The organism is Mesorhizobium sp. M0227 (genome assembly GCF_040321855.1).
In the GTDB taxonomy this organism is placed as follows: Bacteria; Pseudomonadota; Alphaproteobacteria; order Rhizobiales; family Rhizobiaceae; genus Mesorhizobium.
In genome coordinates, this window is sequence record NZ_JAMYSJ010000019.1 from 1 (window position 1) to 23,082 (window position 23,082).

The 23,082-nt window shown below is 62.2% G+C and carries 25 protein-coding genes; 10 read left to right on the forward strand and 15 right to left on the reverse strand.

Features of this window, described 5'->3' with window-relative positions:
* Positions 1-128 precede the first annotated feature (128 nt).
* The 6 genes from NKJ00_RS22560 to NKJ00_RS22585 are packed head-to-tail and all read right to left on the reverse strand — an operon-like array spanning position 129 to position 5,849.
* On the reverse strand, positions 129-1,154 hold the full coding sequence (locus NKJ00_RS22560; RefSeq protein ID WP_023809519.1) for a proline racemase family protein: 1,026 nt from the start codon (positions 1,152-1,154) through the stop codon (positions 129-131).
* Between the two features lie 42 nt (positions 1,155-1,196).
* The gene (locus NKJ00_RS22565; protein WP_023809518.1) at positions 1,197-2,228 is read right to left on the reverse strand and encodes an Ldh family oxidoreductase; all 1,032 of its coding nucleotides are present in this window, start codon (positions 2,226-2,228) and stop codon (positions 1,197-1,199) included.
* Between the two features lie 38 nt (positions 2,229-2,266).
* Positions 2,267-3,430, reverse strand: a complete 1,164-nt coding sequence (locus NKJ00_RS22570) for an epoxide hydrolase family protein (RefSeq protein ID WP_352610934.1) — start codon at positions 3,428-3,430, stop codon at positions 2,267-2,269.
* Positions 3,427-4,407, reverse strand: coding sequence for a 5-oxoprolinase subunit C family protein (locus tag NKJ00_RS22575; protein ID WP_023809516.1), 981 nt, complete (start codon positions 4,405-4,407; stop codon positions 3,427-3,429). Before NKJ00_RS22575 ends, NKJ00_RS22570 begins: the two co-directional genes overlap by 4 nt.
* Entirely contained in the window at positions 4,404-5,066 is a 663-nt protein-coding gene (pxpB, locus tag NKJ00_RS22580) for a 5-oxoprolinase subunit PxpB (RefSeq protein ID WP_352441939.1), read from the reverse strand. The genes NKJ00_RS22575 and pxpB overlap by 4 nt, the downstream gene beginning before the upstream one ends.
* Positions 5,067-5,072: 6 nt before the next feature.
* Positions 5,073-5,849, reverse strand: a complete 777-nt coding sequence (locus NKJ00_RS22585; protein WP_023809514.1) for an SDR family NAD(P)-dependent oxidoreductase — start codon at positions 5,847-5,849, stop codon at positions 5,073-5,075.
* Between NKJ00_RS22585 and NKJ00_RS22590 the strand changes: the two genes are divergently transcribed.
* From NKJ00_RS22590 to NKJ00_RS22620, 7 genes are all read left to right on the forward strand, one after another.
* Positions 5,841-6,035: a hypothetical protein gene (locus tag NKJ00_RS22590; protein WP_352610943.1), complete on the forward strand. Its 195-nt coding sequence runs from the start codon at positions 5,841-5,843 to the stop codon at positions 6,033-6,035. The genes NKJ00_RS22585 and NKJ00_RS22590 overlap by 9 nt on opposite strands.
* 52 nt (positions 6,036-6,087) lie before the next feature.
* Complete coding sequence (locus NKJ00_RS22595) at positions 6,088-6,723, forward strand: RraA family protein (RefSeq protein WP_023809512.1); 636 nt, start codon at positions 6,088-6,090, stop codon at positions 6,721-6,723.
* A gap of 146 nt (positions 6,724-6,869) precedes the next feature.
* Positions 6,870-7,988, forward strand: a complete 1,119-nt coding sequence (locus tag NKJ00_RS22600; protein WP_352610932.1) for a branched-chain amino acid ABC transporter substrate-binding protein — start codon at positions 6,870-6,872, stop codon at positions 7,986-7,988.
* A gap of 118 nt (positions 7,989-8,106) precedes the next feature.
* Positions 8,107-9,018, forward strand: coding sequence for a branched-chain amino acid ABC transporter permease (locus NKJ00_RS22605; RefSeq protein WP_023809510.1), 912 nt, complete (start codon positions 8,107-8,109; stop codon positions 9,016-9,018).
* Positions 9,018-9,977 carry a branched-chain amino acid ABC transporter permease gene (locus tag NKJ00_RS22610; protein ID WP_245273097.1) on the forward strand — a complete coding sequence of 320 codons (960 nt, stop codon included), beginning with the start codon at positions 9,018-9,020 and terminating at the stop codon, positions 9,975-9,977. Before NKJ00_RS22605 ends, NKJ00_RS22610 begins: the two co-directional genes overlap by 1 nt.
* Before the next feature lie 2 nt (positions 9,978-9,979).
* On the forward strand, positions 9,980-10,744 hold the full coding sequence (locus tag NKJ00_RS22615; protein WP_023809508.1) for an ABC transporter ATP-binding protein: 765 nt from the start codon (positions 9,980-9,982) through the stop codon (positions 10,742-10,744).
* Positions 10,744-11,472 (forward strand): ABC transporter ATP-binding protein, encoded by a 729-nt coding sequence (locus NKJ00_RS22620; protein ID WP_023809507.1) that lies wholly within the window; start codon positions 10,744-10,746, stop codon positions 11,470-11,472. Before NKJ00_RS22615 ends, NKJ00_RS22620 begins: the two co-directional genes overlap by 1 nt.
* 127 nt (positions 11,473-11,599) lie before the next feature.
* Here NKJ00_RS22620 and NKJ00_RS22625 read toward each other — a convergent pair whose 3' ends face one another.
* On the reverse strand, positions 11,600-12,025 hold the full coding sequence (locus NKJ00_RS22625; protein ID WP_352610931.1) for a Rossmann-fold NAD(P)-binding domain-containing protein: 426 nt from the start codon (positions 12,023-12,025) through the stop codon (positions 11,600-11,602).
* A gap of 63 nt (positions 12,026-12,088) precedes the next feature.
* Here NKJ00_RS22625 and NKJ00_RS22630 point away from each other — a divergent pair, with 63 nt between their 5' ends.
* The 3 genes from NKJ00_RS22630 (at position 12,089) to NKJ00_RS22640 (ending at position 13,652) form a co-directional block, all read left to right on the forward strand.
* A complete protein-coding gene (locus tag NKJ00_RS22630; RefSeq protein WP_023809505.1) occupies positions 12,089-12,292 on the forward strand; it encodes a CsbD family protein in 204 nt (67 codons plus the stop codon).
* Between the two features lie 541 nt (positions 12,293-12,833).
* Positions 12,834-13,139: a hypothetical protein gene (locus NKJ00_RS22635; protein WP_128303874.1), complete on the forward strand. Its 306-nt coding sequence runs from the start codon at positions 12,834-12,836 to the stop codon at positions 13,137-13,139.
* A gap of 111 nt (positions 13,140-13,250) precedes the next feature.
* Positions 13,251-13,652 (forward strand): c-type cytochrome, encoded by a 402-nt coding sequence (locus NKJ00_RS22640; RefSeq protein WP_352631297.1) that lies wholly within the window; start codon positions 13,251-13,253, stop codon positions 13,650-13,652.
* On the opposite strand, the gene NKJ00_RS22645 is transcribed toward NKJ00_RS22640, so the two are convergent.
* The 8 genes from NKJ00_RS22645 to NKJ00_RS22680 all read right to left on the reverse strand — a co-directional run bounded on the left by NKJ00_RS22645 (position 13,624) and on the right by NKJ00_RS22680 (position 23,061).
* Entirely contained in the window at positions 13,624-14,868 is a 1,245-nt protein-coding gene (locus NKJ00_RS22645; RefSeq protein WP_352631298.1) for a c-type cytochrome, read from the reverse strand. The two genes, NKJ00_RS22640 and NKJ00_RS22645, sit on opposite strands and share 29 nt — an antisense overlap.
* 236 nt (positions 14,869-15,104) lie before the next feature.
* Positions 15,105-15,446 carry a hypothetical protein gene (locus NKJ00_RS22650; RefSeq protein ID WP_352441943.1) on the reverse strand — a complete coding sequence of 114 codons (342 nt, stop codon included), beginning with the start codon at positions 15,444-15,446 and terminating at the stop codon, positions 15,105-15,107.
* A gap of 1 nt (position 15,447) precedes the next feature.
* On the reverse strand, positions 15,448-16,050 hold the full coding sequence (locus tag NKJ00_RS22655; RefSeq protein ID WP_023809500.1) for a cytochrome c oxidase subunit 3: 603 nt from the start codon (positions 16,048-16,050) through the stop codon (positions 15,448-15,450).
* A complete protein-coding gene (ctaD, locus tag NKJ00_RS22660) occupies positions 16,047-17,987 on the reverse strand; it encodes a cytochrome c oxidase subunit I (protein WP_050592652.1) in 1,941 nt (646 codons plus the stop codon). Before ctaD ends, NKJ00_RS22655 begins: the two co-directional genes overlap by 4 nt.
* Complete coding sequence (gene coxB / locus NKJ00_RS22665; RefSeq protein ID WP_352610940.1) at positions 17,984-18,964, reverse strand: cytochrome c oxidase subunit II; 981 nt, start codon at positions 18,962-18,964, stop codon at positions 17,984-17,986. The genes ctaD and coxB overlap by 4 nt, the downstream gene beginning before the upstream one ends.
* Positions 18,965-19,212: 248 nt before the next feature.
* Entirely contained in the window at positions 19,213-20,094 is an 882-nt protein-coding gene (locus NKJ00_RS22670) for a cytochrome c oxidase assembly protein (protein ID WP_352441946.1), read from the reverse strand.
* A 95-nt stretch (positions 20,095-20,189) separates the two neighbouring features.
* The gene (locus NKJ00_RS22675; RefSeq protein ID WP_352610928.1) at positions 20,190-21,944 is read right to left on the reverse strand and encodes a thiamine pyrophosphate-dependent enzyme; all 1,755 of its coding nucleotides are present in this window, start codon (positions 21,942-21,944) and stop codon (positions 20,190-20,192) included.
* A 106-nt stretch (positions 21,945-22,050) separates the two neighbouring features.
* Positions 22,051-23,061 carry an ATP-dependent DNA ligase gene (locus NKJ00_RS22680; protein WP_023809496.1) on the reverse strand — a complete coding sequence of 337 codons (1,011 nt, stop codon included), beginning with the start codon at positions 23,059-23,061 and terminating at the stop codon, positions 22,051-22,053.
* Positions 23,062-23,082: the final 21 nt, after the last annotated feature.

Below are 23,082 nucleotides of genomic sequence, written 5' to 3' on the forward strand. Positions count from 1 at the left end.
CGGCGCCGTGCGAGCCCGATTAATCACCCGCCAGCGCGACGCCGCGGCGTGCCGCGGCGCCCCCGCCGGCAGCCCACCGCCCTCCCTCGCCCCCCGGCCGGGCCGCGCCCCCCCCCCCCGCGTCCGTTTCAGAACCAGACGTCGCTGAGGCGATGCCCTCGTGGATAAGGGTCTGTCGGGTCGAGGCCGTACTGGCCAATGCTGGTAATCCAGGCCTGCCCGGCAATGGTGACCACGACAGCGTCGCGATCGCCGACGCGCGCATTGGCGATCACCCGGGAATCGAAATGGGTCCCGATGATCGACTTGTTGCGGAACAGCTCTCCCTTGGCGATCTGCCCCTTTGCCGACATCACCGCCAGCCGCCCGGTGGTGCCGGTGCCCGTAGGCGAGCGGTCGAGCCTGCCATGCAGACACACCGTGCCGTTGACGCTTTCCACGCGACCGTCGACGCGCTTGATCGGGCCTTCGAAAATCACGTTGGACACGTCGCGGATCTTAGCGTTCTCCGGATGCACGACAACGAGCTGTTCGTTGGCCGCCTTCTTGATACGTTGGCCCATCAGCGACATCTGGTGTGCCTCGTCGGGTGTTATGGAAAAGCCCAGTGCGCGCGCGTTCACATGGGCGAAAGTCATGCCGCCATAGGAGGTGTCGACGGTGATCGTGCCGAGCCCCTCGACTTCGACAGGTGTGTCGAGGTGGAACGCGAAAGCCGGCACATTGGTGAACTCCACCTGCTTCACCTTGCCGTTCTCGCAGAGGCAGCGCACCTCGATCATGCCGGCCGGCGCCTCCATGCGCAGCCGCGTCTCGGGTTCCTTCATCGGCACCATGCCCGTTTCCAGCGCCACGGTGGCGACGCAGATGGTGTTGGAGCCCGACATGGGCGGGTATTCGGTGCTTTCAATTATGACGTAACCGAGATCCGCCGAGGGATCGCAAGGCGGCAGGATGATGTTGCCGTTGACGTAGGGCGCACCGCGCGGCTCGAACAAGAGCAGCCCACGAATGTCGTCCATATGCGCTTCGAGATACTCCTTCTTTTCGAACATGGTCTTGCCCGGAACGTCCTTGACGCCTCCGGTGATCACATTGCCGACTTCGCCCTCGGCATGGCAGCCGACGACCGTGAATGTTTTCGTCCAGCGCATTTTTCTCCTCCAGTGATTGATCTTGGCCCTGGCGATACCGATTCAGACCGTGTCGAGCCCCCGTTCGAGAAAACGATCGAGTTGTTCCATTTCCTGGTGCGAGAGGACGATACCGTCGCGCTCCGACGTCTCGCGGGCTAGGAACCGCCTTTGCGAGGGTAGGCGCGCACCTTGGCCCAAGATCGCCTCGAACAGCGCTTCAGCACGGCCCAGCGGATTGCCGGGCCGGCCGGCGGCGAAGGCTTTCGGCGAGAAAGCGATGACCAACTCTCCGTGCGACGGATAAAGCGTCGTGGTGCCAAGCAGCTCGAGCGCCCCGGGGCTGGTCAGGTCGCCGATCATGATCCCGGCGAGCAGTTCGATCATCGTCGCGATGGCGGAGCCTTTGTGCCCGCCGAAGGGAAGCATGGCGCCCGCCAGGGCAGCTTCGGGATCGGTCGTTGGCCTGCCGTCCGAATCCATGGCCCAGCCTTCCGGCAGCTTCTTGCCTGCCCGGCGGTGGAGCTCGATCTCGCCGCGCGCGGCAACCGAGGTCGCGAAGTCGAAAACGTAGGGAGGCTGCTCTTTACGCGGCCAGCCAAAGGCAAAAGGATTGGTGCCCAGCAACGGTCCGTTGCCACCGGTCGGAGCGACGGTGGCATAGCTCGGGCACATGGCCAGGCCGGCAAGGCCTGCCTGGGTCAAGGCTTCGACTTCCACCCAAAGGGCGGAAAAATGCACGGCATCGTTGATCGCTAGCGCGGCGATGCCGCAGGAGCGTGCCCGCTCGACCAGCACCGGCAGGCCCAGTTCGAAGGCCGGGTTGGCGAAGCCGTGCTTCGCATCCACTTTCACAATGGCGGGAGCGTCTTGCGGCAACAGTTCGGGCACCGCGTCTGGGTTTACCTTCCCTGCCTTGATCGTTCGCAGCGCGCCTTCGATCCGGTAGATACCATGCGATTTGCAGGCATCGCGCTCCGCCGCGACGATGACCCGTGTGATGGCGCTGGCCTGGATGGGGTTCAGTCCGGCCTTGCGGAAAATTGCATCGACGCGCTTATGCAAGGCATCGATGGTGAGGGCGGTATTGTTCATTTCTGGCCTTCGGGTTTGGCTGCGCGCAAACGCTGCCTTTAAAAATCCAGACCGCCGGCAAAGGCTCTTATATTCTGTGCAAGCAAAGCGGGCTGCTCGAGGGCTGCGAAATGACCACCGCGCGGCATCGCTGTCCACTGGCGGATGTCCTTGAAGACGCGCTCGACCCAACTCCTGGGCGGCATCGGCAGCTCTTTGGGGAACAAAGCCACTGCAAGCGGGACGTTGATCGCTGTGCCGGACGCGAATGCAAGCGGACGGGCGCGCGTTTCCCAATAGAGTCGCATCGACGAAGCGACGGTCCGGGTGAACCAGTAAAGCGAGATGTTGGCGAGCATGTCGTCGCGCGAAAATGCGGCGTTGGCCAGATCGCCATCGCAATCGCTCCAGTCGCGGAACTTCTCGATCATCCACGCTGCCAGTCCGACCGGCGAATCCGTCAGCCCATAGGCAAGCGTTTGCGGGCGCGTCGCTTGAATATGAGCATAGGCGCCATGAATATCCGCCCATTCGGCTTTCCGTTCCAGGAAGGCGCGTTCTTCCAAGCTTAGGTCGCCATCCGGGCCTGGATCGTGAGGAGGTGAGTATGAGCCGGGGATGAAGTTCAGATGCACCCCGGCGAGACTGTCTGGATGCGCGTGCGCCAGGCAGGTCGACACGCCGGCGCCCAGATCGCCACCTTGCGCGAGATATCGTTTGTAGCCGAGACGGCTCATCAACTCGGCCCAAAGGTCGGCGACGGTGAACAGGTTGAGACCAGGCCTGGTCGGTCGGCTTGAAAAGCCATAGCCGGGAATCGAGGGGACCACGACGTTGAAGGCGTCCTCCTGTCTTCCGCCATGCGAAAGCGGGTCGGTCAGAAGCGGGATCAACTCATGAAATTCGAAGACGCTGCCTGGCCAGCCATGGGTGAGTATGACCGTTCTGCCGGTTGCGACAGCGGCGCGCGCATGGATGAAATGGAGGGTTTCGCCGCCGATATCCGTCTGGTAGTGCGGATGGATGTTCCAGGCGGCTTCCTGCTTGCGCCAATCGAAGCCAGTGCGCCAGTGTTGCATTAGTCGGCGCAGTTGCTCGTGCTCCGTTCCCTGCGTCCAGCCTATTGCCTGCAACTGGTCCGGCTCGCGCCAGATCGAGATGCGCTTCTTCAAATCGTCGATTTCAGACTGGGCAATCTCGATGGTGAAGGGGCGAATTTTCATGGAGCCCTCTGCTCGCCGGCCATAAGGTTTCGGGCGGCGATAAAGTCGTGACTTTGCTGCCGGTTCGCGCGAAGCGCTTCTGTCGACGCTTCGATCGAGACCGGCAAGAAACGTAGGCGAGCGCCGACCGGCGCTTGCGCCAGCCGCCAGAAATCGGCTTCGATCACCGTGGCGATCTTCGGATAGCCGCCGCAGGTGTTGGCATCGGCAAGTTGGATGATCGGCTGGCCGGACGGCGGCACTTGAACAGTTCCCGGCACGATGCCGTGGGACAGCAATTCCAGCGGCGAGAGGAGGGAAAGCGTCGCCCCGGCAAGGCGATATCCCATACGGTTGGCGTCGTTGGTGATGCTCCATTCGCTGCCGGTGAAAGCCGCCTGGGCCTCCGGCCTGAAGGCGTCGAACTCGGCGGCCGGCAAAACCCGCAATTCGATTGCCGAGGCCAAGCCGTCCGCCGCGCCTCGCCGCTCTTCCAGCGCTGCGCCGATGCCGCCCGCGGGAAGGCGGCATTGCGCAGGGTTGAGCGCAAGCCGGTCACCGCGGGACAGACCGCGTCCGGCGAAACCGCCGAAACCGCCTTTCACATCCGTCGCGCGCGACCCCATGACGGACGGCAGATCGAGCCCGCCGGCAAAGGCGATGTAGGAACGAGCACCGATGCGCGGGGTTTCGAGGACTAGGGTCTCGCCGGCGCGGATCGTCATGGCCCACCAGGGTGGACAGGGCCGATCGCCGACGCTGACGGCGCAATCCGCGCCGGTGATGGCGACGGCGGTGTCGATATGCACGCGCAGCCGGAACGGATGAAGCGCGACCTCGATCCCGGCAGCCGAGGGGTCATTGCCCAGCATGAGATTGGCGATCGCCAGCGCCTGCCTGTCCATGGCGCCGCCATGGCTGACCCCCAGCGCCAGATGACCGGGCCGGCCGAGATCCTGGACCGTGTTCGGCAAGCCGGTGGTGAGGATCTCGATCATGCCTCGATCTCTGCGATTGCGAATCGGATTTTGTCTCCGGGCCTGAGCAGCACGGGCAATTCCGCTTCGGCCTTGAACAGCTTCACGTCGGTATGGCCGATTATGTGCCATCCGGAAGGCGCAGTCATCGGCATGATACCCGCCTGCGCGCCACCAATGATGACGGCGCCCTCAGTGACTTTGAGGCGAGGCGTGCTGCGCCTTGCCCAGGCAAGCAGCGGGTCGAGACCGGACAGATAGGGAAAGCCCGGCATGGCGCCGATGGCGGCGACGGTGTAGGTGGCCGCCGCGTGGCGGCTGACGGTCTCGTCGACAGACATGCCGCAATGTGCGGCCCAGCCGGCGAGATCCTCGCCGCGCGCGCCGCCATAACTGACGGGAATGGTATGATGCGTGCCGGTCACCGCGTGGGCATCGGTGCAAGCCCAGAGCGACATCAGCTGACCCGTGACGCTGTGGGCGTCCGTAGCGAGTGGGTCAAACACCACCAGCAGGTTGTTCATGCCGGGAACGGCCTCGCGCACCCCCTCTAGGCGCAGCGCGGCATTCGCCACCGCCCAGACCAGTTCCTGGGTGGCATCGCTGAAAGCCCCCTGCACGCCATCGAGCAGCAGCGCGCCCGATCCCGCAAGACTGATGTGAGGCGTACCGACAACCATGGGCGGTCAGTCCTTCACCGGCACCGTATAGTTCAGGATCAGGCGACCGCCATCCGGATAGATGGTCTGGCCGACGATGTAGGAGGCATCGTCGCTGGCCAGGAAGGAAGCGACGCTGGCGATCTCCGATGGTTCGCCGCATCGGCCGCTTGGCGTGCGCGACAGGATGGTCTGGCGCTGCGCTTCGCTGGCCATGACCGAACTCTTGACCATGTCGGTCAGGATGGTGCCGGGGCCGATGGCGTTGACGCGGATGTTATGCGGGATCAATCCGACGGCCATCACCGCCGTCAATTGCTTGATGCCACCCTTGGACACGGCATAGGCAACGGAATTGGGGATGGCCAGGATGGCGTTGATCGACGACATGTTGATGATCGAGCCGCCGCGTCCCTGCGCGATCATGGCCCTTGCCGCGGCCTGCCCGAGAAGGAAGGGCGCCTTGAGATTGACGCGCTGAACCAGGTCGAAGGCTTCCTCGGGGAAGTCGACGAAATCGTCCAGATGGATGATGCCGGCATTGTTGATGAGGACGTCGACACCGCCGAATCGCTCTGTGGCCTTGGCAACAACATCGGCTGCCATTTCCTGCGTGCATTCGGAGAGATCCGCCGATAGCCAGGCGGCACGCTCACCAAGACGTTCGGCATGCTCGCGCCCGCGATCGGCCTGCACGTCGACAAGCACAACCTTGGCGCCATCGGCATGAAAGCGCTCGGCGCAGGCAAGGCCCAGGCCTTGTGCCGCCCCGGTAACGATCACGACTTTTCCTGCATGCTTCACAGCCAATTCCCTTTTTACAATCATGGCGTTTATGGATATGTTATCCAATATATCTTGAACTTTGCCGCCATTGCAAGCCCGGACGGGTGGGCCTTTGCCGTCATGTTTGCCCAAGTGGCGGCGTTTATGGGCTGCTTTGGCTTTTTTCTGCCGACCATTGCAAGCCGGTTGACTCCATTGAATTAATTGTGATTGGATACTATATTCATAAAAGTGCCGACGACGGGGAGTGCAGACGATGGCGGATGGATCACAGGAAAGCGAACTGATCGACGCGTTCCGCGCTCTGGCGACGCCGTTGATCAGCGACAATCTCGCCCGTGTCCCCGGGGCTGTCGGGTTGCGGCCATTTCACCGGGTGGGCGGCGTCATGGCGGGGAGGGCGCTGACGGTCAGGACCCGCCCCGGCGACAACCAGTTCATCCATCGTGCGCTCGATCTGTTGCAGCCCGGAGACGTCATCGTCGTCGATGGCGGCGGGTATGAAGGACGCGCGCTGGTCGGCGAGATCATGACAAGTGTCGCGGCGTCGCGCGGCGCCGCAGGCATTGTCATCGACGGCGCCATTCGCGATGCCGGTGCCATCGGCCGCAATCCGTTTCCATGCTTCGCACGGTCGGCCATCCATCTCGGACCTTACAAGGATGGTCCGGGAGCCATAAATGTTCCCGTCTGCATAGGCGGCATGGTCGTCGGTCCCGGCGACATCGTCGTCGGTGACGAGGATGGCGTCGTGGCATTTCCAATCGAAGATGCCGCGGCTTTGCTGGCCGCCGTCAGGGCGCAAGAAGCGCGTGAGGCCGAGATCATGCAGAGCATCCGGGAGAACCGCTACCAGGGAGCCTATGCCCGGGCTGCCGGCGGCAGTCACTGATCGGCGGGTCAGGTCCTGCCGGTGACCATCGCGTGGCCGGCTGGCGATCCTGCTCAACATAACCGCTCCCCAGCTAACCGAGGGGCGAAACAATGCATTTCGGGCACGCCGCCTGGATGCGCCAACAGGGGAAATGGAGAGAATTAATGGTTGTTTCCTTCAAGAGGCTTGCCAAGAGGCTTGCTTGTGCCACCGCCCTTGCCGGGCTGGCTATGACCACGATGGCCGCGGCTGCCGACATCAAGATCGGCATTGTGGCCCCCATGACTGGCCAACTGGCCAGTGAGGGGCAGGATATGGAGAACGCCGTGAAGATGGCGATCGATGCCGTCAACGCCAAAGGCGGCGTCAACGGCGACAAGATCATCACCACTACCGCCGACGACGCCTGCGATCCGCAGCAGGCGGTGACCGCAGGCAGCAAGCTTGTCTCGGAAGGCGTGACCGCCATCGTCGGCGGCTACTGCTCGGGCGCCGTCTTGCCGACATTGAAGATCTATGGTGACGCCGGCATTCCATTCGTCATCATCGGAGCGAACTCGACCAAGCTGGTCGCCGCCAATCAGGGCAATGCCTTCCTCGCCAATTCGACCGGCGACATGCAGGCGACGACAGCTGTCGAGCTCTTCAAGAAGAACGGCTACAAGAAGATCGCGGTCGTGGACGAAGGCGATGCCTATTCGTCCGACCTGGCCAAGCTGACCGCCGAAGCCTTCAAGACCGCAGGCGGCGAGATTGCCGCCAAGGAGACCACCACGGCCGGCGAGCAGGACTATTCGGCGGTCGTCACCAAGATCAAATCGAGCGGCGCGGACGCTGTCTTCTGGACCGCCTACCATGCCGGTGGCGCACTGCTCACCAAGCAGCTTCGGCAGGCCGGGTTCCAGGGTGGCGTCGTGCTTGGCGATGGCAACAATTCGCCGGAGTATCTGGAAATCGCCGGCTCGGCCGGTGAGGGCGTGTATCTGCTGTCCCCGCCCACCGTCGACCTCCTGTCTGGCGCCGCCGACTTCAAGGCCAAGTACAAGGAGGCCTATGGCCGCGACGCCGGCGCCTATGCAGCTCTCTCCCATGATGTGGGCGACCTGATCGTCGATGCCATCACGCGGGCCAAGTCGGCGGATCAAAAGGCAATCATCGAAGCGCTCAAGGCAAGCGACTTCAAGGGCCTTGCCGGTGAAATCAAGTTCACCGACAAGAACACGCTCCAGACGTCAAACTTCCGCCCGGTGATCGCCAAGGGCGGCAAGTGGGTAGCCGAATAAAGGCCAACCGGATTGACGCCGAGGCAGGCCTTGTGGCGGCCTCGGCGTCACCGCCGATTGTCTGGTGTGCCGACGCTGCGCTCAGACAAGACTTTTTCAATTCTGCCCTGGAGCATCAATGACGCTCGACCTGCTTATTCAGCAACTGGTGAACGGTCTTATCGTCGGCTCGTTCTATGCCCTGATCGCGCTTGGCTACAGCATGGTCTTCGGCGTCATCAAGCTCCTGAATTTCGCCCATGGCGACATCTACATGAACGGCGCCTTCGTCGGCCTCATCGTGTTCTCCTTCGTCGGCATATGGGTCGGCAATGGCTGGCTGGGCGTGGTCTGCGCCCTGCTTGTGTCGATGCTGGCTGTCGGCTTGCTCGGCGTCATCATCGAACGCTTCGCCTACAGGCCGATGCGCAATGCGCCGCGCCTCTCCATCCTCATCACGGCGCTCGGCGCGTCGATGGTGCTGAACGGCACGGCACTCGCCCTGACAGGCGGGCGGCATTACGCCTTCAACACGGACCTCGGTTTTGCCGGCGTGGATATTTCCACCGTTCACATCACCTACACGCAGATGGTGCTGGTGGCCGCCTCCATCGCTCTTATGGCCGGCATGCAGGCCTTTGTCTCACGCACCATGTACGGCAAGGCGATGCGCGCCGTGTCCATCGACATGGGGGCGAGCCGCCTGATGGGCATCGATGTCGACCGGGTGATCGCCTTGACCTTCTTCATGGGCTCGGCGCTCGCTGCCGGCGGCGGGGTCATGGCCGGCGCCTATTATGGCAGTGTCCATTTCTTCATGGGCTTCATCATGGGGCTCAAGGCCTTCACCGCCGCGGTCATAGGTGGGATCGGCAGCGTGCCGGGCGCCATGCTCGGCGGATTGCTGCTCGGCCTGCTCGAAGCTTTCGGTTCGTCCTTGCCCTTCGTCGGCTCGGAGTGGCGTGACGTCTTCGTGTTCGGGACCCTGATCCTGTTCCTTGTGTTCAAGCCGACCGGCCTTCTTGGACGCTCTGTCGTGGAGCGGGTGTGATGACCGACGAAGTGAGAACCATGCCGACCGCCGGGCAACCGCAATTGATGCGCTGGTCCGTCGTGCTGCCCGGCCTGGCGGCGCTCACCTGCGCGCTGGTGTTGCCGCAATTCGCCAACGCCTATGTGACGGAGGTGGCAACCACGGCGCTGCTCTATGTCGTTCTGTGCCTCGGCCTCAACGTTGTCGTCGGCTATGCAGGCCTGCTCGATCTCGGCTACGCCGCCTTCTTCGCGGTCGGCGCCTACACATCAGGCATCCTGACCGCGGAATTCGGGTTCAATTTCTGGCTTACCATCCCGGTCGCCATGGTCGCCGCCTGCGTGGCCGGCATCATCATCGGGGCTCCGACATTGAGATTGCGCAGCGACTATCTGGCGATCGTGACGCTGGGCTTCGGCGAAATCGTGCGCATCATCGCCCGCAACCTCGACATCACCGGTGGCGCGAGCGGACTCATCGGCATCGAGCGCCCGGAGATATTCGGCTTCAGGCTGATGCAGGTGCAGCACTTCTACTATGCGTTCCTGGTGCTTGCGCTTCTCACCGCCTTCGTCTGTCTGAGCGTCGAGCGATCGCGAATGGGACGAGCCTGGTTCTACGTTCGCTACGATGAGGACGCCGCCGCTGGCATCGGCATCAACCGTGTCACGGCCAAGCTGCAAGCCTATATGATGGGCGCTGTGATCGCTTCCGTGGCCGGATGCCTCTACGCAGCCAAGATGACGGCCATCTCGCCGGAGAGTTTCACCTTCAACCAATCGCTGCTCATCCTTCTCGGCGTCGTCCTGGGCGGCATGGGCCGCATTCCCGGCGTCGTCCTTGGTGCTGTTCTCGTGGCCCTGCTTCCGGAGGTGCTGCGCGGCGCGGGAACCTATCGTCCCCTGGTGACCGCGGTTGCGCTGCTGGCAATCATGCTCTTCAGGCCGAACGGGCTGTGGCCGGACAAGCGAGTTTGACCATGGCGCTGCTGGAAGTCCGCGACCTGCGTCTCAGTTTCGGAGGACTGAAAGTCCTTCACGACATTTCGTTCTCGGTTGAGAAAGGCGCCATCAACAGTCTTATCGGGCCGAACGGGGCCGGCAAGACATCACTCTTCAATTGCCTGACCGGCTTCTACAAGCCGAAGGGCGGCTCGATCAGTCTGGGCGGCCGGCCAATCACCGGCTTGCCGCCGCATCGCATCACCGCGCTCGGCCTCGCCCGCACGTTCCAGAACATCCGGCTGTTCAAGGAAATGACCGTTCTGGAAAACGCCATGTCCGGCCAGCATTGCCGCAGCCGCCACGGCATCATGTCGGCGATCCTGCACTTGCCGGCACAGCGGCGCGAGGAGGAGACGATCCGCGCGGCTGGCATGCGCTGGCTCGATTTTGTCGGCATCGAGCAGCATGCGCATCGCCGTGCCGGTGGTCTTTCCTATGGCGATCAACGGCGGCTCGAACTCGCAAGAGCCCTGGCGTCGGCGCCCGAGCTCATCCTGCTGGACGAGCCCGCCGCCGGCCTGAACGAGCGCGAGAAGCTGGACCTTGTTCACCTGATCCGCCGCATCCGTGACGAAACCGGTGTCACCGTCCTGCTGATCGAGCACGATATGGGCCTGGTCATGCAGGTGTCGGAGAAGATCGTGGTGTTCGACTATGGGCAGAAGATCGCCGACGGACCGCCGGAGGCCGTGCGAAAAGACCCCAGGGTCATCGAAGCCTATCTCGGTACGGAGGACTGATGGACGCCGAAATCGTTCTTTCCGCGGACCGCATCGTCGCACGCTATGACGGCATCGAAGCCCTTCATGGTGTCAGCCTTTCGGTCAAGCGCGGCCAGATCGTCGCCCTGCTTGGCGCGAATGGTGCGGGCAAGAGCACCACCCTGCGCACGCTGTCCGGCCTTGTTGCCGCATCCTCCGGATGTGTCCGCTTCCTGGGCGAGGACATAACCAAAGTCCCTGCCCATCGCCTGCCGCATCGCGGGCTCGTCCACGTCCCGGAGGGAAGGCGTATTTTCGGCGACATGACGATCAGGGAGAACCTCGACCTGGGCTCGTTCACGCTTGCCGACGACGTCGAGCGCCGGCGGCGGCTGGATCATGTTTTTGAGCTCTTCCCCATCCTGGCGCGCAGACAGAATGGCGATGCAAGGAACCTCTCGGGAGGCGAGCAGCAGATGCTGGCGATCGGCAGAGCCCTCATGGCCGCGCCCAAGGTGCTGTTGCTCGATGAGCCTTCCATGGGTCTGGCGCCGCAACTGATCAAGGAAGTCATGAACATCGTGCAGCGCCTCAATCGTGAAGGCGTGACCATTCTGCTTGTGGAGCAGAATAGCAAAGTCGCCTTGAAATTCGCCGACTACGGCTACGTTCTCAAGGCCGGACGCGTTGTTCTTGAGGGACCAGGCAGCGATCTCGCGAGCAATGAAGCGGTTATCAGCGCCTATTTAGGTGGCGTCGCTGCTTAGCTGGCAAAGCTGCCAACGCCCGGATTTTACAGAATGAGGCCGCCGCTCCAGTCCATGATTTGCCCGCCTTGCAGGAGTGGGATCAGCCACAACGAGTTGATTCTGTAGAAACGTTGACCTTCCGGGCCTACCATCCAGTCTGTGTTCCGACCCCGGGGACATAGCTGACAAAACCTCGAGGGACGCACGGAAACCAGCGGATTGCCGCAACCGCGACGGCGATCCCATAATGGCTCAGGAGTGATTGTTCATCCGCTCGAACAAAGCTTCGCCCATCCGGCGCGTATGGGCCAAAATACCGACAAGCACCTCGTCCTTGTCCGCTTCGAATGCGCAGCGCCTCGGTGGCGAATTCGTCCGGACTGACCATCATACGGTTGGCTGTTCCTCCGCTGCGGGTGCTGCCAACGAGACCGGTATCGACAATTGGCGGAGCCATCTCCACCACCCGAATTCCGCTCGACCTCAATTGATGACGCAGACTGAGCGTAAAGGAATGGATCGCGGCCTGTGAGAGCAAGACAAGCGCCTTGCTGTCGAGTTCCAGGAACATCCGTCGTTGATTTGCGTTTGCTCTCCGAGGTTAGACGTTTTCAAACCGAAGGAGAACGGTGTCATGGACTGGAACCGCGTGGAAGGAAACTGGAAACAGGTGAAAGGCAAGGTCAAGGAGCAGTGGGGTAAACTCACGGATGATGACCTTGACCGCATCGCCGGCAAGCGCGATCAACTCGAAGGCAAGATCCAGGAGCGTTACGGCCTCGAAAAGGACCGTGTGCGGCGCGATATCGATGACTGGTACGGTCGGCAGGGCTGGTAGGCGTGTGAGCCCCGGCTGCGGCCAACTCCAAGACGCGGCCCGGGTGCCAATTCGGCAGGTCCGGGCCATGCAGGCGCCGAGCCTTATCGTCAGTTGAATTTTGCAGCAAGGATTTCGTACTGTGTCAGAAGATATCTCTCGCAAGCAAGAGCAACGGGGGACAAGAAGGATTGTCATGTGGGCGGTCGCAGTTATCGCTGTGATTTTCCTTGTTCTGCTTGCTACATTCGTGTTCGGCCCGTTGGTGTGATTTTCGTTGCGATGATTGAGCTGTTTCCTGCACGATCCAGGGATGATCGGGCGTTTGAGGGCGCTTGCAGCGGCCACCAGTGAGCGACGATGTGTTTGGCGAGGATATGCGGCTGGCGCTGCTTCCGCGGCCGGACGGCGCAACAAGCGGCGCTTATACCGACTGCCGTCGCGCGGCTAACAGTCTGCGGTAGCCTGAAACCGTTTCACAGGAATTTCGCTGAACACGATTTCGCCGGGAACTATCAGCAAAGGATTGGTTTGGTGGCGGTACACAACCAGGAGATCCACCATGATTGTCAAACTTCTCTCCACCGCTGTGCTCGCGCTCACATTGGCCACATCGGCAATGGCGCAGTCGAACGGTTCAAGCTCCAACAGCGGTTCGGGCACGACGCCCGGAACCACGAATGATGCCAATGGTACCGCCGGTTCCGGTTCCGGTACTTCGACAACCCCCGTTGACCCGAACGCAACAAATTCGACAACCACCCCGAACGGCATGAGCGACCGCTGCAAGGACGCCGCGGGCAATGATACCGACACAAACACCGCCTCCGGCACGACAACGTCGAATGTGCAGAACTGCAACAAATAGATTGGTGCCTCGGAGCGCTGCCGGACATTGCTCCTTTCCCTGGGGCTGCGATCGGGCCGCGTTTTGCGACTGCGATGGCATGCGCGGATGAGCCGACAACCCGTCAGGCTGATGCCATCCGCGCTGCCCTGGGTGGCAGGCGTATCCGCGGCAATCGTCATTATTCCGGTAGTTTGCGCCGTCAACTTGGTCCGCGGCGACAATCTCCGGGAAACCACCATTGCACAGGCCATCGGTGGCGACCCTGACCGGGCCGTCCCGGCAATGATCCGCCACGGCTGTGGCGGATGTCACGAAATCCCGGGGGTACCCGGCGCCCATGGCACCGTCGGTCCGTCCCTGCAAGGCGTCGTCGAAAGAGGATATATCGGGGCGTCGCGAGCCACCCCGGATGCGATGATGCGCTGGATCAGCAGGGCGCGGGATGTAGACCCGAAGGCGGCCATGCCCAATACAAATCTGTCGCTTCAAGAGGCGCGCGACATTACCGCCTATCTCTATGCGCGAACATGAGGCGCGCTGAAGTCGCCCCACGGCGCAGGCGTCTTGCCAGCAAAAGCAGCAGGCCAAGCATCAACACGGCGGCGCCCGCTACAAGTGATTGAGCCGCCAGAATCATGATTGTCTGGCTGGTTGTCGTTCCTGCTCGCATCTGGCGTACATCGGCCGCGGTGACGCTGAGGTCGGGATTTCCGAACCGCGCGGTGACGTAATTTGCAAGAGCTGCCATCTGGCCATCGTCCAGCCAGCCGCCGAAGGCCGCCATCGATTGACGCCCGGCCACGTCACCAGCTTTGACGCCTTCAAGGATGGTCATGACGACATCCTCGGGCGTGGCCGCGCCGGGGGTGCTGTTGCGGGTCAAGGACGGATAGTATCCGTCGGGCGATCCGCCTCCGTTCGCCCCATGGCACGTCGAACAGAGCGATCGATAGAGATCATCGCCGGTTGCGGTCCCGCTGCCTTGCGTCATCCCCTCGGTTCCAGCATCGCCGTCGGCCGCGGCCGCGGCCGCGTTACCCCATGAGAAACGCGGCTGCTTCTCGTCTCCCGGTTGGGTGGGCACGTCCCTGAGATAGGCGACAATAGCCTGGATGTCGTCGTCGGAAAGATGCTGCAGGCTGTTCATGACCGTTTCCGCCATCGGCCCGCCCGCGTAGGCCTTCCCGGGCACGGCGCCGGTTTTGAGAAATCGAGACAGCTCTTCGTTGCTCCAGCCGCCGACGCCTGCGATCTTGTCGCTGGTGATGTTGAAGGCGTGCCAGATGCCGGCGGTGCCGCCGGCAAGCTTGTGGTCTTCATCCATGCCGAACGTCGCATTCCTTGGCGTGTGGCAGGCACCGCAGTGGCCGAGCACCTCGACAAGGTAGGCTCCCCTGTTCCATGCGGCGGTCCGGCTCCGATCAGGCGTGAAACTGCCGGTTTGGAGATTCGCGAGCTTCCACAGCGCAACCGTCCAGCGCTGGTTGAATGGAAAAGGCAGAATGTTTCGCGGCCGCGGCTGGGAAATCGGCGGCTGCGCAAGGATATAGGCCCGAATTGCAAGCACGTCCTCGCGGCTCATTGCGGCGAAGCTGTCATAGGGCATGGCGGGGTAGAGATCGGCTCCGTCGCGCCTGATACCTTTCTTGACGGCTCGCACGAACTCGTCCGCGGAATAGCGTCCGATGCCCGTTTCGAGATCTGGTGTGATGTTGGTCGAGTATACATCGCCGAACGGTGTCGGCACGCGATAGCCTCCAGCGAAGGGGCGGCTCGGATTGGACGTGTGGCAGCCGATGCAGTCGGCCGCTCGCGTGAGATATTCACCCCTCTGGATTTCGCTCGCCCGCAGCTCGGTGCAAAGCGCCAACGACGACAAGACGAGTACGACCGCCCGAGAAATGACGGGTGGGAATGGAATGCCCGTGGCAGGCCAAAGCGCGTACCGGCGGTGGATGGCCAATCTCCGCGTCTTTGGCGTCGTCACAGTTCGCACCCGCTGAAGATCAGCCCTGCCACCACTTGCGCCAGCAAGATGAGCGTGAACAGCGCCCCGACGCCCACCGAAGTCCTGGCAAGGAACGCACGCGTGCGCGCCCTCCGGGGCGGGATCGTACCATGTCCGCGGTCATGAACGGCGTGCCACGACAGCAGCGTGCCTGCCAGGGCGACAGCGGCGCCTATCAATGAGAACAAGGCAGTGGGACGAAAGCCGGCATGGCACTGCCAGGATGCAATGGAGTAATCGAGCTGCAGGGCTATTGCCCACGCAACTGGCCCGCTGACCAGGCCTGCCCAGGAAACGCCGGTACGGATCGCCTGCATCTCACATCCTCGGAGCCCAATAAATAACAAGATAGAGCACGACCCATGAGACGACGACGAAGTCCCAGTAGAACGCATTGTCCGAGACGTCGCTGAAGCGGCGGCCCGCCTTGCCTTTTTGCGTGAACATGAGAACCGCCAGGACGATCGTGTCGCCGACATCGGTAAGAAGATGCGTCGTATGCAGTCCAAGCAGGAACCACACGATCGATCCGTAAGCGTTCTGATCCCAGGAAATCCGCAGAGCCGGAAATTCCCAGATGCGAACGATCAGCGGAAGAATCCCGACGATCGACATGACGACCATGCCAAGGCGAACTTTCGCGAGGTCCTGGCGACGCGCCCAAAACTCGATCAGGTGGTTGGGCACGACGCTCGCAACCAGAATAATCAACGCTGCCGTGCCCGGCAGCAAATCTGGCGCCGGGGCTCCGATGGGCCAATGCCGGGCCAGCACAGCCAGATAGAAGTAGGTGCCTATCGCCAAGGCAAAACCTGTTGCCTCGAGAGCAATGAAGGCAAGGGTTCCCCACCACATCGGGCTCGCCGACCCGAAATCATATGTGGGCAGGTGGCTGACGTCGGCGACGGGACGGTGCCTCATTCCTCGTCCTCCGGCTCGCCTTTCGGCCAGAACCAACAGATGAAGCCGATCGAAACCGGGATCGCTCCCCAGACCACCGCCCATGGCGTGTATATCGAACCGAGAAATGCGCCGCCCACCGCAATGGCCGACAGCAGCGGCCAGATCGAGTTGTCAGCCGATGGCACCCTTAGTTGCGGCACCGCATCGGCGACCGTGCCGGCGAGCACCTCGCGTGCGTCGACACGCAGACCCTCGACCACGGGAAGCGTATCGGGCTCGGCCCAAAGCGGTTCGCGGTGAGTTACCACGGGCAGCCGCGAAAAATCGTAGGAGGGCGGCGGCGACGTCGTCGCCCATTCGAGCGTGCTCGCGCCCCAGGGATTGTCTCCGGCAATGCGGCCGTTGCGAAGGCTGAGCAGGAGGTTCAGGAAGAAAAGCGCAAAGCCGGCGAACACCACCAGTGAAGAGAGGCTGATGAGGAGGTTCATCTCGCCCCAGCCGCTCGCCGGCGGATACGTATAAACGCGGCGCGGCATGCCTTGCAGACCGAGAATATGCATGGGGAAGAAGGTGAGATTGAACCCGAGGAAGACGAGCCAGAAATTCCAGCGGCCGAGCCTCTCCGACAGCATGCGTCCGGTGATCTTGGGAAACCAGTAATAAACGGCGCCGAGCAGGGGGAAGACGGCGCCCCCGACCAGCACATAGTGGAAATGGGCAACCACGAAATAGGTGTCGTGCACCTGCAGGTCGAGCGGCACCGAGGCGACCATGACCCCGGTCAGGCCGCCGATCACAAAGGTGAAGATGAAGCCGAGCACGAAAAGCATGGGCGTGGCGAAGATCGGCCGGCCGCCCCAGATCGTCGCAATCCAGCAGAAGATCTGAATGCCGCTCGGAATGGCGATCATCATCGAGGAAGCGGTAAAGAAGCTTTCGCCGAGCTGCGGCAGGCCGGTAGCGAACATGTGGTGCACCCACAGGCCGAAGGAAAGAAAACCGATCGAGATCAACGACAGGACGATGCCGAGATAGCCGAAGATCGGGCGGCGAACGAAGGTCGGCAGGATCGCGGAGACGAAGCCGGTCGCCGGAATGAAGATTATGTAGACCTCGGGATGGCCGAAGAACCAGAACAGATGCTGCCACAGCAGTGCATCGCCGCCTGCTGCGGGATCGAAAAATTTCGTGCCGACCAGGCGGTCCAGGATCAGCATTGTACTCGAGACCATCACGGCCGGCATGGCGAACAGGATGACGAAAGCCGTAACGAGGACGGACCAGACATAGAGCGGGATGCGGTCGAGCGACATGCCGGGAGCACGTTGTTTGAACACTGTCGCGATGATCTCGACCGCTACCGCGAGCGCGGACACTTCAGTGTAGGTCACCATCTGCGCCCAAAAATCGGGGCGCTTGCCGATGCCATATTCGGGTCCGGCGAGCGGTACGTAGGAAAACCAGCCGGCATCCGCACCGGTTTCGAAGGCAAAGGCGATCCAGATCATCAGCCCGCCGGAAAGATAGACCCAGTAGCTGAATGCATTGAGCCGCGGAAAGGCGACATTGCGAGTGCCGATCATCAGCGGCACCAGGTAAATGGCGAAAGCTTCCATCACCGGCACGGCGAACAGAAACATCATCGTCGTGCCATGCATGGTGAACAGCTGGTTGTAGAGATCGGGGCCGATGTGGCCGGCCTCAGGCTGGGCAAGCTGGAAACGCATGGCGAGCGCTGATAGACCCGCAAGGATGAGAAACAGGAAAGCCGTCACGATATAGCGCCGTCCGATCAGCTTGTGATCGACCGTGACCAGCCAGCCGTAGAAGCCTTTCGGCGTTCGCCAGGCATGCGCCAGAAAAGCGCGCAGTCTCACCTCTTCGAGGCCGGTGTCACGGATGCCTTTCAAGCCCTGCTCGGTATGCTCGGCCGGCTTTCCCGCAATGCCGCTCATTCGAGGCTTCCGAGATAGGTGACGACCGCGTTGAGATCGTCGGCGCTAAGGGCAATGCGCGGCATCTTGGCGCCAGGCTTTATCGACTGTGGATCGGCAATCCAGGCGGCGAGTGCGCCAGGGGTCATGGCCAGCGTATCCGCGGCCAGTGCACGTCGGCTGGCGAGATGGGTAAGATCAGGTCCGACCGTTCCGCTGGCAGGCGTGCCTCTTATCGTATGGCAGAGCGCACAGCCGGTGGAAAGAAATGCCTGTTGGCCGTGGCGTTCTTCCTCGCCGCCAGGCGCCGATGCGACGGCGTTTTGCCTGGATTGCCATGCTTCGAACGCTTCGCGGCTTTCCGCGATGACGGTGATGGCCATATGGGCGTGCTGATAGCCGCAGAATTCGGCACACTGGCCACGATAGATGCCGGGCTTATCGGCGATGAGGGTAAGCTGGCTTAGCCGGCCCGGAATGAGATCGCGCTTACCGGCAAGGTTCGGCACCCAGAAGCTATGAATGACATCGAGCGAATCGAGTTCGACCTTGACCGGTTCGCCAACCGGGACATGGATTTCATTTGCCGTGACGATCGATTGCGAGGGATCATTACCGGCATACCGGACCTCCCACCACCATTGGTGCCCCGTGATCCGCACGGCAAGCGTTTCCGTTCCGCTCAGCGAAGCAATGGATTTGCCGGCGAAAAAACTCGCTATCGTCATCATGACGAGCACCAGAACGGTCAACGCAATGGCGCTGCCGACAGCGCGGGTAAATCGGCGCTCCTGATGTGAATCGATCTCGAGCGGCGAGCGCGTTGTCTCGGACAGGCGGCGATGCAAAAGCGCTGCCGCCAAGACCAGCATGACAAGCAGCCACGTGGCCACCGCGACTGCGCTGAAAGACCAGATCAGATCAAGGATTCTCCGGGCGTTCGCACCGTGTGCATGGAGGGCCGACTGCCGATCGCCGCATCCTGCCAATACCAACATCGGCGCTGCGCTGACCCACCTCAAACGCTGTTGCGCGGCCTTTCCCGGAACAATGTCAGTCAGGATTTGCGTTGGACATGTAAAGGCAAGCGACATTCGCGGTCGTGTCCGCCTGCGAGAGCCGGCCAACGGACTCATGCACCTCGCCATGAAGGATCCACCATCGTTGCCAAGGCCATAACGCAGCTGACTGAAAAAGGATGCTTGGCAACACCGCCCCGGCGAAAACCGACGTGAAGCGGTGCGGGTTAGACGATACGCAACTCCTGGGGAGCCTGATGCCGCCGACTGCTCGTTTGAATCCAGAAAGCGACCAAGAGCAGTGCGGCTCCGCCATAGATCAGGCCAGCGGGAATCCACATGATCAAGCCTGCAAGTTGCTGGTCCTCGAGCGGGCTGAGCCCCCACAGATCCGAGCCGACGGCGTTGGCCGGATACCACAGCTTTGGCGAGACAACGAGCAAAGCCCCGAGCAGCCCGGTGTGGAGCGAGGTGAAGAAGAGATGCATCACCGCATTGCCGCGAGCGTGCTCGCGGCCAGGGCGAGGCAGCAGCACCCACCAGAACAAAAGCCCGGTGCCGAGGAAGCTCGCGTGCTGGGCATAGTGCAGGAAACCCTGCTGGAGGGCAGCCTCGAACAGCGCCGGGAGATGCCAAATCCATATCGCGGCTCCGTGCAGGACGGTCGCGACCACAGGGCGGCTGATGAACGCCCAGATCGCCCGAAGCGTATTTGCATGTCCGGCCGCTCCGAATATCTGGCGCAGTTGTACCGGCAGTGCCCACATCATCGCCGCTGTCGGGCGGGAGGTAACCAGCAGAGGCGCTGCGACCACCATCAGCAATTCATGCTCGATCATGTGCGCCGCAAACACATGTTCGCCCAACGCATGGATCGGGCTTACAAGGGCGAACGCCAGGACGGCCCAGCCGGCAGCAAACTGGAAGGCCTGCCGTGATCGCAAGCGACGTCCGCGTCCGCTCCGTCGCCACAGTCGGTTGGCGCCGGCAACATACAGCAAAAGGATTGCCGCCAGTGGCAATGTGATGGGGAGCGCCAGAGTCCAACCGGCCTGCGGAGCGCCGTTACCGTAGCAGATGGAGGTCGAAAAAAGCGCGTCGAAGCTCATGATCCGCATCCGTCACCCGGAAGAGCACCGGTTCATCTGGAAAGATCCAGAATGAAGCCAAGGAGGCGCGCTGTTCCCACCTCCTTGCGCCGCCTCTAGGCGTCCATCATCGATTTCGCCGGCTCCCGGGCGATATTTTCTTCTATGCGTTCGTGTCCCGGTGTTCGCGGCAGGGCCTGGCGGAAGTTCTTGGCATAGTCTGCCGGCATTTTGGGCGGCATCAGCGGCTCATAGGCATCGACCAGCGCTTCGATCACGACAGGGCCTTCCGTGGCGAAAGCCTGGTCGAGAACCGTCTCGATCTGATCGGTCCGCTCGATGCGAAAACCCTTGGCGCCCATTGCTTCCGCCGCCATGGCAAAATCGATCGGCTGCAATTCGCAGCCGAATTGCGGATTCCCCAGAAACATCATCTGCTCCCAGGCGATCTGATTGAGCATGTTGTTCTTGATCACCAGAACCTTCAGCGGGATCTTGTAGCGCACCGCCGTCGAGAATTCGCCGAGCTGCATGGCAAAGCCGCCATCGCCGACGATGGCGGCAATCGGGCGACCGGGGAATGCTATGCCGGCAGCGATGGCGTAGGCGAGACCGCAAGCCATCGACGCCAGCGATCCGGACACCCCAAATGCCTGGCCGCTGCGAAGATCGACATGGCGGGCGGCCAGTTCCGTGTTCTGACCGGAATCCGTGGCCAGCACCGTGTCGTCGGCCAACCGTTGTCCGAACGCCCGGGCAATCGCCTGTGGCTTCAAGGGTCGCGCCTGCATGTCTTCCGACTGCCGCATCATCTCGCGCCATTTTCTCATGGTCTCTTGGGAACGGTGCAGGAACTCATCGGAGGGCTTCTGCGTCAGACGTTGGTTGAGCGCGCGCAATGTCTCGGCCGCGTCGCCGACAAGGCCGGCTTCGACTGGAAAGCGCAAGCCGATCCGCTGCGCATCGCAGTCGATCTGGACGCCACGGGCCTGCCCGGGCTGCGGGTAGTATTCGATATAGGGAAAGGTCGAACCGACAATCAGCACCGCGTCACAGCTCTCCATCGCCTCTTGCGAAGCCAGGGTTCCAAGAATGCCGATCCCGCCGGTGGTGTAGGGATGGTCGTCCGGCAGCACCGCCTTGCCCAGCAAGGCCTTCGCGACAGGCGCCTGCAGCAGGCGCGCCGTGTGTTCGAGTTCGGCGGCCGCGCCGATGGCGCCGCGTCCGGCCAGGATCGCAACCCGCGAAGCGTCATTGAGAATGTCGGCGGCTTTGTCGAGCTCAACGTCCAGCGGTACGCTGTGAGCGGCGAACATATCCTGCGGCGTGTGCGCCGGGCGATTGCGCTTGGAGCGCTTCGACGGATCGCGCTCCTGCTCCTGGATGTCGCTGGCAATCGAAAGATGTGCGACGCCCTTGCGCGCCAGCGCGGTTCGGCAGGCAAGGCTGGCGACGTTTTCCATATGCGCGGCATCGGCAACATGGGCGTTATAAACGGAGACATCATTGAACACGCGCGTCAGATCGACATCCTGTTGCGTGAACGTCTCGATCAGATCGTGGAACTGCATGCCCGTAATCGCCAGCACCGGAGCCTGGTCGAGCTTGGCGTCATAGAGGCCGGTCAGAAGATGTGTTCCGCCGGGACCGGACGTCGCAAGGCACACGCCCAGCTTACCTGTCCACTTGGCATACGCACATGCCATGAAGGCAGCCGATTCTTCATGCCGGACCTGAACGAAGGCAATCTTGTCGCGCCGCGTCCGCAACGCTTCCATGACGCCGTTTATGCCGTCTCCCGGCAAGCCGAACACCACCTCCACGTCCCAGGCGACGAGCGTATCGATGAGAATTTCTGCTGCATTTGGCATGTCAGGGTAGCTCCGGCGGATGGTGTCCGAACCGGTGAATCCCGAGTTGGTTCCTTCGTCACAATAAATCGTGACAGGTTTCTGGAAGCGATCTCCCCGGAGCGGTCTATTCGATCTGCTCGAACGTGCATTGCCGTGGCGCCTTGTCGGGGCGCCAGCGCAGCAGTTTGGTGCCGTGGCGAAACCGATTGCCGGTAACGTGGTCGAAGCGGACCTCCACCACCAGTTCAGGTTCCAAGGGTTCCCATTGTCCGCTGCGCTCCGTGCTCCAGCGGCTCGGGCCGCCGGGCGCCTTGCCGGTGAATCCGGGCTCTGACCGCAGCCCTTCCAGCCGGCGCGTGAGCGCTCCTCTGTCGGTCCTGGCGATGGTCGACGTGAAGCCGACGTGATCGAGCTTGCCGTCGTCATTGTAGAGGCCGAGGAGCAGCGAGCCGACCTCACGACTGTCCGCGAGATAGCGGAAACCGCCGACAACGCAATCGGCCGTGCGCCTCGGCTTTACCTTCACCATCGCACGTTCGCCGCACAGATAATGCTCATCGAGCACTTTGGCCACGATGCCGTCGGTCGATGCATGGCCGGAGCCGTTTAGCCATCGAGCCGCCGTGGCTGCATCATAAGCGCACTTCGACAGGCGAAGATCTGGACTGTTCGAGGAGGTCGCGAAGTCCTCGATCGCTCGCCGCCTTTCGACAAGTGGCTTGCCCGTGATGACCTCGCCGCCCGGCCTGGCAAGCATGTCGAAGAGGATCAGACTGGCAGGCGTCTGCGAACTCAGTTTGCGGATTCTGCTTTGTGCTGGGTGAAGGCGCATCTGCAGCGCTTCGAAGGAAAGCTCACCGTCAACCTCAATGACAATCTCGCCGTCGATGACGAAGTGCCCGCGCTTGAGGTCACGCAAAATCTCCGTGATTTCTGGAAAATAGCGGCCGAGCGGCTTGCCGGATTTGGCGCGCAGGTCAACGGCGTTGTCGCTCTTGAAAGCCAGGCAGCGAAATCCGTCCCATTTGGGCTCGTACTGCCAGCGGTTCCCGTCCCTGGGGATTTCATCGGCAAGCCTGGCCTCCATCGGAGGAGTGTCCAGCGGGAGCGGGAAGGCGTTTATCGGTTCATGCACGGGTCAGGCCTCCAAAACCGG